This is a genomic window from Citrobacter sp. (assembly GCF_050252275.1).
GTDB classification, from domain to species: Bacteria; Pseudomonadota; Gammaproteobacteria; order Enterobacterales; family Enterobacteriaceae; genus Citrobacter_A; species Citrobacter_A amalonaticus.
Genome location: NZ_JBFWLF010000137.1, coordinates 1 through 11,594, shown reverse-complemented (window position 1 = coordinate 11,594; position 11,594 = coordinate 1). Strand labels below are relative to the sequence as shown.

The 11,594-nt window shown below is 52.7% G+C and carries 13 protein-coding genes; 8 read left to right on the top strand and 5 right to left on the bottom strand.

All coding sequences use genetic code 11. The features are described from left to right. Positions 1–123: 123 nt before the first annotated feature. From AB7E14_RS13005 to acnA, 3 genes are all read left to right on the top strand, one after another. Positions 124–264, top strand: a complete 141-nt coding sequence (locus tag AB7E14_RS13005; RefSeq protein WP_212807457.1) for a YmiA family putative membrane protein — start codon at positions 124–126, stop codon at positions 262–264. A gap of 305 nt (positions 265–569) precedes the next feature. Next, on the top strand, positions 570–665 hold the full coding sequence (gene ymiC / locus AB7E14_RS13000; RefSeq protein ID WP_224267580.1) for a small membrane protein YmiC: 96 nt from the start codon (positions 570–572) through the stop codon (positions 663–665). A 333-nt stretch (positions 666–998) separates the two neighbouring features. After that, a complete protein-coding gene (gene acnA / locus AB7E14_RS12995; protein ID WP_316961714.1) occupies positions 999–3,674 on the top strand; it encodes an aconitate hydratase AcnA in 2,676 nt (891 codons plus the stop codon). Positions 3,675–3,724: 50 nt separating this feature from the next. Here acnA and ribA read toward each other — a convergent pair whose 3' ends face one another. Beyond that, complete coding sequence (ribA, locus tag AB7E14_RS12990; protein WP_044257729.1) at positions 3,725–4,315, bottom strand: GTP cyclohydrolase II; 591 nt, start codon at positions 4,313–4,315, stop codon at positions 3,725–3,727. Between the two features lie 196 nt (positions 4,316–4,511). Here ribA and pgpB point away from each other — a divergent pair, with 196 nt between their 5' ends. From pgpB to yciH, 5 genes are all read left to right on the top strand, one after another. Then, complete coding sequence (pgpB, locus tag AB7E14_RS12985; protein WP_044257730.1) at positions 4,512–5,276, top strand: phosphatidylglycerophosphatase B; 765 nt, start codon at positions 4,512–4,514, stop codon at positions 5,274–5,276. A gap of 150 nt (positions 5,277–5,426) precedes the next feature. Next, positions 5,427–5,735: a LapA family protein gene (locus AB7E14_RS12980; protein WP_042318731.1), complete on the top strand. Its 309-nt coding sequence runs from the start codon at positions 5,427–5,429 to the stop codon at positions 5,733–5,735. Positions 5,736–5,741: 6 nt separating this feature from the next. Continuing rightward, complete coding sequence (lapB, locus tag AB7E14_RS12975) at positions 5,742–6,911, top strand: lipopolysaccharide assembly protein LapB (RefSeq protein ID WP_043000540.1); 1,170 nt, start codon at positions 5,742–5,744, stop codon at positions 6,909–6,911. 176 nt (positions 6,912–7,087) lie between these two features. Next, positions 7,088–7,825: an orotidine-5'-phosphate decarboxylase gene (gene pyrF / locus AB7E14_RS12970; RefSeq protein ID WP_043000541.1), complete on the top strand. Its 738-nt coding sequence runs from the start codon at positions 7,088–7,090 to the stop codon at positions 7,823–7,825. Further along, the gene (gene yciH, locus AB7E14_RS12965; RefSeq protein WP_043000542.1) at positions 7,825–8,151 is read left to right on the top strand and encodes a stress response translation initiation inhibitor YciH; all 327 of its coding nucleotides are present in this window, start codon (positions 7,825–7,827) and stop codon (positions 8,149–8,151) included. Before pyrF ends, yciH begins: the two co-directional genes overlap by 1 nt. A gap of 123 nt (positions 8,152–8,274) precedes the next feature. Here the strand turns inward: yciH and osmB are convergent, their stop codons facing one another. The 4 genes from osmB to pdeR form a co-directional block, all read right to left on the bottom strand. Continuing rightward, positions 8,275–8,493 (bottom strand): osmotically-inducible lipoprotein OsmB, encoded by a 219-nt coding sequence (gene osmB / locus AB7E14_RS12960; RefSeq protein ID WP_042318738.1) that lies wholly within the window; start codon positions 8,491–8,493, stop codon positions 8,275–8,277. A gap of 258 nt (positions 8,494–8,751) precedes the next feature. Then, the gene (locus AB7E14_RS12955) at positions 8,752–9,501 is read right to left on the bottom strand and encodes a DNA-binding transcriptional regulator YciT (protein ID WP_058588131.1); all 750 of its coding nucleotides are present in this window, start codon (positions 9,499–9,501) and stop codon (positions 8,752–8,754) included. A gap of 90 nt (positions 9,502–9,591) precedes the next feature. Then, the gene (locus tag AB7E14_RS12950) at positions 9,592–9,774 is read right to left on the bottom strand and encodes a hypothetical protein (RefSeq protein ID WP_044257733.1); all 183 of its coding nucleotides are present in this window, start codon (positions 9,772–9,774) and stop codon (positions 9,592–9,594) included. Positions 9,775–9,956: 182 nt separating this feature from the next. After that, on the bottom strand, positions 9,957–11,594 hold a 1,638-nt coding region (gene pdeR / locus AB7E14_RS12945), incomplete at its 5' end, for a cyclic di-GMP phosphodiesterase (protein ID WP_428169579.1).

Sequence of the window (11,594 nt, the reverse complement as noted above, 5' to 3'; positions counted from 1 at the left end):
TTATTCACTGGAAACGATTCGTAAATTCACTGGATTTTTGACTAAAGTTTCATTAGGATTTGTCTCATCTGATGATTAATTGTACCGATTGTTGGTGCTTAAATGATAAGTGATGCCGATTGTATGAGGTTAGCAATGCCGTCTGAAAACCAGGAGCCACGTCGGGACCCTGAGATGAAACGCAAAGCCTGGCTTGCGGTTTTCCTGGGCTCAGCGCTGTTTTGGGTTGTGATCGCACTGTTGATCTGGAATGCCTGGGGGTAAAAATGGAGGTTCACGACCCACAACAGACGTCGTTACCTACATGTCACTCTGGTGACACCGTACGAGAAACGAAAAAAGGCGCGTGCGTGAAAACTGTTCCCAAATCCTGGAAGCTGACTCAGCAACAGCAAAAGTTTATTGAGTTATTCGACGAAGACGATCAACAGAAACAATAATCGTCACCATTCTTATTACCGTTTCTTTTGTACCGATAAATTATCACGGTGCGCTTTTACCTATACACCGCAGCAATAAAGCGGTGAGAAAGTCTCAACACAATGTATTAAACAAAACGGGTATAGCCGATGATGTCTGCAAATATGAAATACTGGTCCTGGATGGGCGCATTTTCCGTCTCTCTGCTCTTTTGGGCTGAACTGCTCTGGATCGTGATGAATTAATCTCAACCCTTCCGCCTGATGGCGCTACGCTTAGCAGGCTCATATGTGGCCTGAGCAACACATTGATATCGAAAAGTCTGTAGAACAGGTAAGCCTTAGCCGCCACCCGGCATAAACACAAATCTACAGGTTGCCAGCAATCTGAAACCTCGCTACGGCGAGGTTTTCTTCCCCCTCATACACGCGCTCGCCCGCACTTGTATCTTCGCCGTTCGGTTTTTCCTCTTTTATCAATTTGGGTTGTTATCAAAACGTTACATTCTGTTTGTGTTATCTTTAATATTCACCCTGAGGAGAATCAGGGCATCGCAACCCTGTCATTAAGGAGGAGCTATGTCGTCAACCCTACGAGAAGCCAGTAAGGACACACTGCAGGCCAAAGACAAAACCTACCACTATTACAGTCTGCCGCTGGCTGCGAAATCTTTGGGCGATCTCACCCGTCTGCCCAAATCACTGAAAGTCTTACTGGAAAACCTGCTGCGCTGGCAGGACGGCGATTCGGTTACCCAGGACGATATCCAGGCGCTGGCAGGGTGGCTAAAAAATGCCCATGCCGATCGCGAAATTGCCTACCGTCCAGCACGCGTACTGATGCAGGACTTTACCGGCGTCCCGGCGGTGGTGGACCTCGCCGCAATGCGCGAAGCGGTAAAACGCCTGGGCGGCGATACGGCGAAAGTGAATCCTCTCTCGCCAGTGGATCTGGTGATCGACCACTCCGTCACCGTTGACCATTTTGGCGATGACGATGCATTCGAAGAGAACGTGCGCCTTGAAATGGAACGTAACCATGAGCGCTATGTGTTTCTGAAATGGGGCCAACAGGCCTTCAGTCGCTTTAGCGTCGTGCCGCCGGGAACCGGTATTTGCCACCAGGTTAACCTGGAATATCTTGGCAAAGCGGTGTGGAGCGAATTGCAGGACGGTGAATGGGTGGCTTATCCGGACACGCTGGTCGGCACAGATTCACACACCACCATGATTAACGGTCTGGGTGTTCTGGGCTGGGGCGTGGGTGGTATCGAGGCTGAAGCGGCAATGTTGGGGCAACCTGTCTCAATGTTGATCCCGGATGTGGTGGGTTTCAAACTGACCGGAAAACTGCGTGAGGGGATCACTGCAACGGATCTCGTGTTAACCGTCACCCAGATGCTGCGTAAGCACGGTGTAGTCGGCAAATTTGTCGAATTTTATGGCGACGGGCTGGACTCTTTACCGCTGGCTGACCGGGCTACCATCGCCAATATGTCGCCGGAATATGGTGCGACCTGTGGTTTCTTTCCGATCGACGGTGTGACGCTGGACTATATGCGGTTGAGCGGACGCAGTGAAGACCAAATCGAACTGGTGGAGAAATACGCGAAGGCGCAGGGTATGTGGCGCAACGCCGGTGATGAACCGATCTTCACCAGTACCCTGGCGCTGGATATGAATGATGTCGAGGCAAGCCTCGCCGGGCCGAAACGTCCGCAGGATCGCGTCGCACTCGGCGATGTGCCGAAAGCCTTTGCCGCCAGCAGCGAACTGGAACTGAACACTGCGCAGAAAGACCGTCGGCCGGTAGAGTATGTGCTAAACGGACAGTCATATCAGCTTCCTGACGGAGCGGTGGTCATCTCGGCCATTACCTCCTGTACCAACACCTCTAACCCCAGCGTGCTAATGGCGGCTGGTTTGCTGGCGAAAAAAGCCGTTATGCTGGGACTGAAGCGTCAGCCGTGGGTGAAAGCGTCGCTGGCGCCAGGGTCGAAAGTGGTGTCAGATTATCTGGCAAAGGCGAAACTGACACCGTATCTCGATGAACTGGGCTTTAACCTGGTGGGATATGGCTGTACGACCTGTATCGGTAACTCTGGACCGCTGCCGGAGCCTATCGAAACCGCGATTAAGAAGGGTGATCTGACCGTAGGCGCGGTGCTGTCAGGCAACCGTAACTTTGAAGGTCGTATTCACCCGCTGGTGAAAACCAACTGGCTGGCGTCACCGCCGCTTGTCGTTGCCTACGCGCTCGCGGGCAATATGAACATTAACCTGGAGAAAGATCCGCTCGGCCACGATCGCAAAGGCGATCCGGTCTATCTGAAAGATATCTGGCCGTCGGCGCAGGAAATTGCCCGCGCCGTCGATCTGGTCTCTTCAGAAATGTTCCGCAAAGAATATGCGGAAGTGTTCGAAGGGACGCCTGAGTGGAAAGCGATCAATGTTGACCGCTCAGACACGTACGGCTGGCAAAACGACTCGACCTACATTCGCCTGTCGCCGTTCTTTGACGAGATGCAGGCGCAGCCAGCGCCGGTGACCGATATTCACGGCGCGCGCATTCTGGCGATGTTGGGGGATTCGGTGACCACTGACCACATTTCTCCGGCCGGGAGTATTAAAGCTGACAGTCCTGCAGGGCGCTATCTGCAAAACCACGGCGTGGAGCGCAAAGACTTCAACTCCTACGGTTCGCGACGCGGTAACCACGAAGTGATGATGCGCGGGACCTTCGCTAACATCCGTATTCGCAACGAAATGGTGCCGGGTGTGGAAGGCGGAATGACGCGACATCTGCCTGGCACCGAGGTGTTGTCTATCTATGATGCGGCTATGCAGTATCAGCAGGAGAACATCCCGCTGGCGGTGATTGCTGGTAAAGAGTATGGGTCGGGTTCCAGTCGTGACTGGGCGGCGAAAGGGCCGCGATTGCTGGGAATTCGTGTCGTCATTGCGGAGTCGTTCGAACGTATCCACCGCTCCAACCTGATTGGGATGGGGATCCTGCCTCTGGAGTTCCCACAGGGTGTTACGCGCAAAACGCTGGGGCTGACCGGGGAAGAGACTATCGATATTGCCGATCTGCAACAACTGAAACCTGGCGCGACGGTGCCGGTGACGTTAACCCGGACCGACGGGAACAAAGAGGTGGTGCAGTGCCGTTGCCGCATCGATACCGCGACCGAGTTAACTTACTACCAGAACGATGGCATTTTACATTACGTGATTCGTAACATGCTGAAGTAAGTCGTAAAAAAGCCTGCATGACACGATGCAGGCTTTTTTTAACGCATGGCTTACTTACTCAACAAGTGACCCATCTTGGCCGCTTTGGTATCCAGATAATGTTCATTATTGGGATTACGGCCCACAATAAGCGGGACCCGCTCCACGATATTGATCCCTGCTTCAGTGAGAATCTCAACTTTCTTCGGGTTATTGGTGAGCAGACGTACTTCGTCAACGCCCAGCAGCTTGAACATATCCGCGCAGAGGGTGAAATCGCGCTCATCCGCGGCAAACCCTAACTGGTGATTGGCCTCTACGGTGTCGTAGCCCTGGTCCTGCAACGCGTAGGCGCGAATTTTATTGAGCAGGCCGATGTTACGTCCTTCCTGACGATGATAAAGCAGAATACCGCGTCCTTCTTCCGCAATATGCGTCAGGGCGGCTTCCAGTTGAAAACCACAGTCGCAGCGCAGGCTGAACAAGGCATCGCCCGTCAGACATTCTGAATGGACACGGGCCAGAACCGGCGTCTGACCTGAAATATCACCATATACTAACGCGACGTGATCGTGTCCGGTTGCCAGTTCTTCAAATCCCACCATCAGGAAATCGCCCCATGGGGTTGGCAGTTTGGCTTCTGCCACTCGTTTAAGCTGCATGTGTTTCTCCAGATAATGCCGGCACGCGATGTTGTGCCGTTGCCTGTTGGCTTATCTTCTTATTTTGCCATAAGGCGACGGACTTCACCTAATCGCCGCCGCGCAATCATCCTGCGAATGGCACAAATCTGTCAATTTCCCCGAACAGGGGATTTTTCGGTTATGATTGTGACACTTATCCGTTAAAGAGGTGTTCATGCTGTCGATTGCAAAGCGTACTGCGGCTGGCGCGGGATTGTTGTTGATTATGCCCGTTACCGTGTGGGTGTCCGGCTGGAGCTGGCAACCGGGGCAGGATACCGGATGGCTAAAAGCGATGTACTGGATAACCGAAACGGTCACTCAGCCGTGGGGTATCATCACACATGTTATTCTCTGTGGCTGGTTCTTCTGGTGTTTGCGCTTTCGTCTTAAAGCGGCGGTAATGCTTTTTACTATTCTGGCGGGGGCAATCCTGCTAGGTCAGGGCGTCAAGTCGTGGGTGAAAGAGCGGGTACAGGAACCGCGTCCTTTCGTGATATGGCTGGAAAAAACGCATCATATTCCGGTTGATGAGTTCTACACTTTAAAACGTAAGGATCGCAGCGACCTGGTGAAGGAGCAACTTACCACCCAGCAGGCTATTCCACACTTTTTACGCCAACACTGGCAAAAAGAGACCGGGTTTGCGTTTCCGTCAGGTCACACGATGTTTGCGGCAAGCTGGGCGCTGCTCGCTGTCGGCTTATTGTGGCCGCGACGCCGGACGGTGACGATTGCCATTTTACTGGTGTGGGCGACGGGCGTGATGGGCAGTCGTTTGCTGCTCGGTATGCACTGGCCGCGCGATCTGGTGGTCGCGACGCTGATTTCATGGGCGCTGGTGACGCTGGCGACCTGGCTTGCACAGCGGTTCTGCGGGCCTTTGACGCCGCCGCCAGAAGAAAGGCAGGAGATTGCTGAACGTGAGCAAAACCGCTGACCAGGGTTGATTTTGACTGGTTTACCCTTAAATCATCCAATAGCTGACTGCTTTCCCATTTCGCACACGCCGTGAAAATGGTAATTTAAAAGGCTAAATGCGGTAAGTTGAACACGATTTATTCGCTTAAACCACATAACGGGAAGTAATGTGAAATATTTACTCATTTTCTTACTGGTGTTGGCGATATTTGTTATCTCGGTAACATTGGGTGCGCAGAACGATCAACAGGTGACCTTTAATTACCTGTTGGCTCAGGGCGAGTATCGTATCTCAACCTTGTTGGCCGTTTTGTTCGCTGCGGGTTTCGCCATTGGTTGGTTGATCTGCGGTCTTTTCTGGCTGCGGGTTCGTGTTTCTCTGGTGCGTGCTGAACGTAAAATTAAACGACTGGAAAACCAACTCTCGCCGGCGACAGACGTTGTGGTGACGTCTGGTACGTCGGTCGCGAAGGAATAATCGTTTATGCTGGAGTTGTTGTTTCTGCTTTTACCTGTTGCTGCCGCCTATGGCTGGTATATGGGTCGCAGAAGTGCGCAACAAACAAAGCAGGATGAAGCTAACCGCCTGTCCCGCGATTACGTCGCGGGGGTTAACTTCCTCCTGAGCAACCAACAAGATAAAGCGGTGGATCTGTTCCTCGATATGTTGAAAGAGGATACCGGTACCGTTGAGGCTCATCTCACCCTCGGAAACCTGTTCCGCTCTCGCGGCGAAGTCGACCGCGCCATCCGTATTCACCAGACTCTCATGGAAAGCGCCTCGCTGACCTATGAACAGCGGCTGCTGGCGGTTCAGCAGTTAGGTCGTGATTACATGGCCGCCGGGCTGTATGACCGGGCGGAGGATATGTTTAATCAGCTTACTGATGAAACGGAATTTCGCGTAGGTGCGTTGCAGCAACTGTTGCAGATCTATCAGGCGACCAGTGACTGGCAGAAGGCCATTGAGGTTGCCGAGCGACTGGTCAAACTGGGTAAAGATAAACAGCGTATCGAAATCGCCCATTTTTACTGCGAACTGGCGTTGCAACAGATGGGCAGCGACGATATGGATCGCGCCATGGCGCTGCTGAAAAAAGGGGCCGCGGCGGATAAAAATAGCGCCAGGGTTTCTATCATGATGGGCCGCGTCTGGATGGCGAAGGGCGATTACGCGAAGGCCGTTGAATGTCTCCAGCGGGTGATTTCCCAGGATAAAGAACTGGTCAGCGAAACGCTGGAAATGCTCCAGACCTGCTATCAACAGCTAGGTAAAAATGATGAATGGGCAGAATTCTTGCGCCGTGCGGTAGAAGAAAATACCGGCGCGGCCGCAGAACTGATGCTGGCCGATATTCTCGAAGCGCGCGAAGGGACGGAGACCGCGCAGGTGTATATTACCCGTCAGCTCCAGCGTCATCCGACGATGCGCGTATTCCATAAGCTGATGGATTATCACCTTAACGAAGCCGAAGAGGGCCGTGCAAAAGAGAGCCTGATGGTGCTGCGTGATATGGTGGGCGAGCAGGTGCGTAGCAAGCCGCGCTACCGCTGCTCTAAATGCGGTTTTACCGCGTATACCCTGTACTGGCACTGTCCATCCTGCCGTGCCTGGTCAACCATTAAGCCAATTCGCGGACTTGATGGATTGTAATTTTTAAAAAAAAAACCGCTTTAGTTACAACATACTAATGGTTTTGTCCACTTCCTCACGTTGGCATCAGCGCCACATCGCCTGGCAGTGGTGTAATCGCGTCTGTTAATTTTTGCGCCTGACAGGTAGAATGCACGCCGTTTACCCATTTGCCCCCTTAGCAAGAAGGCCTGGTTATGACGTTAACTGCTTCATCTTCTCCCCGCGCTGCTACCGATTCTCCCGTCGTCGTTGCTCTCGATTATAATAACCGTGATAGCGCCCTGGCGTTTGTCGACCGAATCGACCCGCGCGACTGCCGTCTGAAAGTTGGCAAAGAGATGTTCACGCTGTTCGGACCTCAACTGGTTCGCGATCTCCAGCAGCGTGGCTTTGATATCTTTCTGGATCTGAAATTCCATGATATCCCGAACACCGCCGCTCATGCGGTGGCTGCCGCAGCGGATCTTGGCGTCTGGATGGTCAATGTCCATGCGTCGGGTGGGGCGAGAATGATGACCGCCGCCCGTGAAGCGCTGGTGCCGTTTGGTAAAGATGCGCCGCTGTTAATCGCGGTCACCGTGTTGACCAGTATGGAAGCCAGCGATCTGGCGGATATCGGCGTGACACTGTCACCGGCTGAGCACGCCGAGCGCCTGGCGGCATTGACGCAAAAATGTGGTCTGGATGGCGTGGTCTGTTCGGCTCAGGAAGCGGTGCGCTTTAAGCAGGCATTTGGCCGTGATTTCAAACTGGTTACCCCGGGTATCCGACCGCAGGGCAGCGCCGCTGGCGATCAGCGGCGGATTATGACCCCTGAGCAGGCACTGGCGGCGGGTGTTGATTATATGGTCATTGGCCGTCCGGTGACGCAGTCTGACGATCCGGCGCAGACGCTGAAGGCCATCAATGCGTCATTGAAGCGGGAGGCGTAATGAGCGATTCCAACAGCCGTCTGGTTTATTCGACGGAGAGTGGGCGGATTGATGAACCTAAAGCCGCGCCCGAACGCCCGAAGGGCGACGGGATTGTCCGTATCCAGCGCCAGACCAGCGGGCGCAAGGGGAAAGGCGTGTGCCTGATTACTGGTATTGATCTGGATGACGGCGAACTCAGCAAACTGGCTGCGGAACTGAAGAAAAAATGTGGCTGCGGTGGGGCAGTCAAAGATGGCGTAATTGAAATTCAGGGCGATAAGCGCGATTTAATTAAGTCACTACTGGAAGCTCGCGGCCTGAAAGTGAAACTGGCAGGCGGTTAACGAAAAAGCCACGATATAAATATCGTGGCTTTTATTGTTACTGCTAAATAAACTGTGTAGTGCAGACCAGAAAAAAATAATCGTATTATTATATCGAGCCGGGCAACCGTAGATTATTTACGATTATTTACCTACCTGGTGGCCGATAATACCACCGACAGCGGCACCACCCAGCGTACCCAGTGTGCTACCATCCGTTAAGACAGCGCCACCTAATGCACCCGCACCCGCACCAATAGCGGTGTTACGATCACGTTTAGACCAGTTAGAACAGGCGCTCAGGGACATTGCCAGGGCAATCGCCAGCACGGCGGCGGTCATTTTTTTGCTCGTTACAAACATAATACTTTCTCCTGAATTAACGATTCACGGAAGTAAGCTCTCTTTAACTATAGTTAAAATATCGGTCATTAAAGAGGGCATCCGTGAAACCTTAGTGCGCAGGGTAATATCACGCAGGTGATAGTCACTTCCTGTTATATCGCTAATAGTAATTTTACGACTTTCGCCTGTGAACAACAGGTAAATAGTCTTAATTCGGGAGTCAGAATAGTCTCAGAGCGCAAATGATCTGCGATGAGCAAATCATTTGCGGATATTTTACTCAGCGTCGACGATATTAACGGTCAGACCACGCTGTTCCATCAGCTCCCGGTCACTGGCGCTAATTCTGGCATCGGTGATCACACGGCTAAACCGCTCGATAGGGCCAAGGGTGTAGGGATGGACCGCGCCGAATTTTGAACTGTCGGTCAGGACAATGGCTTCCGAACCTTTCTCCAGCACGGCATTGACCACATCAGCACGCATCATGTCGCGCCCCGTGAATCCCGTTTCGGTCTGCCAGCCATCAATGCCGATAAACGCCTTACTGAAGTGGACCTGCTGAATAAACTGGCGAGTCAGCGGTCCCACCATGCTTTCGCTTTTTTTCTGATAAATACCGCCAAGCAGGATCACTTCGCAGGGCGTCTCTTTTAGCAGGTGCGCAATGTAACTGCTGACCGTGATGATGGTGACGTCCTTTTGTTCCGCCAGCGTTCTTGCCAGCAGGGCATTGCTACTGCCATTTTCAATGAATACCGACTCGCCAGGGCTGACCAGCGACGCCGCAAACTCGGCAAGCTGACGCTTCAGGGTGTAGTTGGTCATCATCCTGGTTTCCACATCTTCGCTATCCAGCGAAACGGCGAAACCGTGCGCGCGGCGCAGAAAGCTCTGCTTCTCGAGGGTATTCAGATCCTGTCGAATGGTAACTTCAGAAACGCCAGTGATTTTGGCCAGTTCAGAGACGCTCATCTGGCCTTTATCAATGACCATTTGCAAAATTTTTTGTTGTCGGGAGTTCATAGCGTTAGTTTTTATAGCGGTAATGATACCGCGAGATTAAACACATGCGGCGGTGTGGCATCCAGGCGACACAAGCCGCGCGCGAAAAATTTAGATCTCCCACGGTGCCCGGGGCTTGTTCGCCGCTGATATGGCGTCATCCTGCACCTTACTCAACAATTCCGCCTTCAGAATTTCGAGATTATGGATGGCGGAGTGGACATCACCGGCCACCAGGATATCAAGCACGGTATCAATACGCTCGGCAACCCGTTTAGCATCGATATCAGACATGGGGGGATCCTTGGTCAAAGTATGAAAGAATTTAATGATGCAAAAAATGGCGGCAAAAGAGAAGGGAAAATTCAGCCAGACCTGAACCTTTGGGGAATATTATATATTCCGCGATTACAGACAGATATGAATAGGGCGAAAAGCGAAACTTCCCGTTTCGCCCGGATGATCATATTGCTGTCTTAGCGCTTTTTCTTGTTGAGGTAACGTTTGTACCAGCGCTCAAACGCAACGGCAGGCATCGGTTTGGCAAATAAAAAACCTTGTCGCTCATTGACGCCGTTTTTCGTCAGAAAAGCATCCTCTTTGGCGCTCTCCACACCTTCGGCAATCACCTGGAGATTCAAAGCCTGTGCCACGGCGACGATCGCGCGCACCATCGATTGTGACACCGACTTTTTGTGAATGTCGCGGACAAAAATCTGATCCAGCTTAATGGCATCAATTGGGAAACGCGTCAGTTGCGAAAGCGAGGAATAACCGGTACCAAAGTCATCCAGGTGCACCTGAGCGCCAAGCTGGCTAAACTGCTGAATGACGGATAGCGCAAGTTCTTCGTTCTCAATCAGGCAACGCTCCGTCAGCTCGACATCAATAGGGCAATATTCGAAATTGAGCTCGCGCAATACGCGCTTCAGATCGGTGAAAATCGTTTGATCAGCCAGTTGCCGGGCAGAGATGTTAACCGCCACGCGCAGGTTTATGCCTTTATCCCGCCATTTCGCGACCTGGCGTATAACATCGAGGATCACCCAGCGGCCGAGCGGCACAATCAGCCCGGACTCTTCAGCGTATGAGATGAACTCCAGCGGAGGGATAAGCCCACGTTCAGGGGACTGCCAACGCACCAGCGCCTCAAGGCCGCGGACTTCACCTCGCCAGGTCACTTTCGGCTGATAGTGAATCAGTAACTGATCGTTTTCCAGCGCTTTGCGCAGGTTGGTGTCCAGCCACAGGTATTCGAATACCCGCTCGTTCATTTCTGGCGAGAAGACGCAGAACTGACCACGTCCGCCTTCTTTGGCGGTGTACATTGCAGTATCCGCATTGCGGATCAGGTTGCTGCTGTCCTCGCCGTGCTGAGGTGCCATCGCGATACCGACAGAACAGCCGGTATAGACTTCTATGAGGCCGATACGAAAGGGCTGGCGCAATCGGGTGAGGATCCGCGAGGCGACCGCCTCAAGCGAGCTCTGAGACGTCTGGCTGGCAAGCACAATAAACTCGTCACCGCCGAGACGTGCCAGCAGTTGATTCTCTTCCAGACAGCTCAGGAGGGCTAACGATACCGCCTGCAAAAGCTGATCGCCAAACATATGACCATAGGCATCGTTCACCTTCTTGAAGTTATCCAGGTCGAGATAAACAATACCCACCTGACTGTCGCCAGCCTGTTCGATGGCCTCGTTGATCAGTTCATGGATAGCGTTGCGGTTTGGCAACCCGGTAATCGTGTCGGTATTCGCCAGCACGCGCAACCTTTCCTGCGCACGTCGTTCTTCCGTGATGTCCGTACCGGAACAGATCAGGTAGATTTCGTTTTTACCGCTGCCGCTGTGGACAAATTTATTGCGAAACAGAAACAGACGCTGTCCCTTGCGGGTCTTTACCCAGCGTTCCATTTCATACGAATTGCCGTTGCGAAAGAAGCCGCTGATGTTGCGACGCGAAGCGGCGGCTTCCCGACGGCTCATGAAGAGTTTAAAGACGCTCTGTCCAATCACTTCCTGCTCTTTCAAGCCGGTGTACTCTTCACACAGTCGATTGAAGCGCTGAATGTTACCCCGACTGTCGAGGATCACAATCGCCGAGTTGGCTTC

What these genes read in the sequence shown, in the direction of transcription:
- AB7E14_RS13005 (WP_212807457.1), top strand. Translation starts at nt 124, where the DNA reads ATGAGGTTAGCAATGCCGTCTGAAAACCAGGAGCCACGTCGGGACCCT.
- ymiC (WP_224267580.1), top strand. Translation starts at nt 570, where the DNA reads ATGATGTCTGCAAATATGAAATACTGGTCCTGGATGGGCGCATTTTCC.
- acnA (WP_316961714.1), top strand. Translation starts at nt 999, where the DNA reads ATGTCGTCAACCCTACGAGAAGCCAGTAAGGACACACTGCAGGCCAAA.
- ribA (WP_044257729.1), bottom strand. Translation starts at nt 4,315, where the DNA reads ATGCAGCTTAAACGAGTGGCAGAAGCCAAACTGCCAACCCCATGGGGC.
- pgpB (WP_044257730.1), top strand. Translation starts at nt 4,512, where the DNA reads ATGCTGTCGATTGCAAAGCGTACTGCGGCTGGCGCGGGATTGTTGTTG.
- lapB (WP_043000540.1), top strand. Translation starts at nt 5,742, where the DNA reads ATGCTGGAGTTGTTGTTTCTGCTTTTACCTGTTGCTGCCGCCTATGGC.
- pyrF (WP_043000541.1), top strand. Translation starts at nt 7,088, where the DNA reads ATGACGTTAACTGCTTCATCTTCTCCCCGCGCTGCTACCGATTCTCCC.
- yciH (WP_043000542.1), top strand. Translation starts at nt 7,825, where the DNA reads ATGAGCGATTCCAACAGCCGTCTGGTTTATTCGACGGAGAGTGGGCGG.
- osmB (WP_042318738.1), bottom strand. Translation starts at nt 8,493, where the DNA reads ATGTTTGTAACGAGCAAAAAAATGACCGCCGCCGTGCTGGCGATTGCC.
- AB7E14_RS12955 (WP_058588131.1), bottom strand. Translation starts at nt 9,501, where the DNA reads ATGAACTCCCGACAACAAAAAATTTTGCAAATGGTCATTGATAAAGGC.
- AB7E14_RS12950 (WP_044257733.1), bottom strand. Translation starts at nt 9,774, where the DNA reads ATGTCTGATATCGATGCTAAACGGGTTGCCGAGCGTATTGATACCGTG.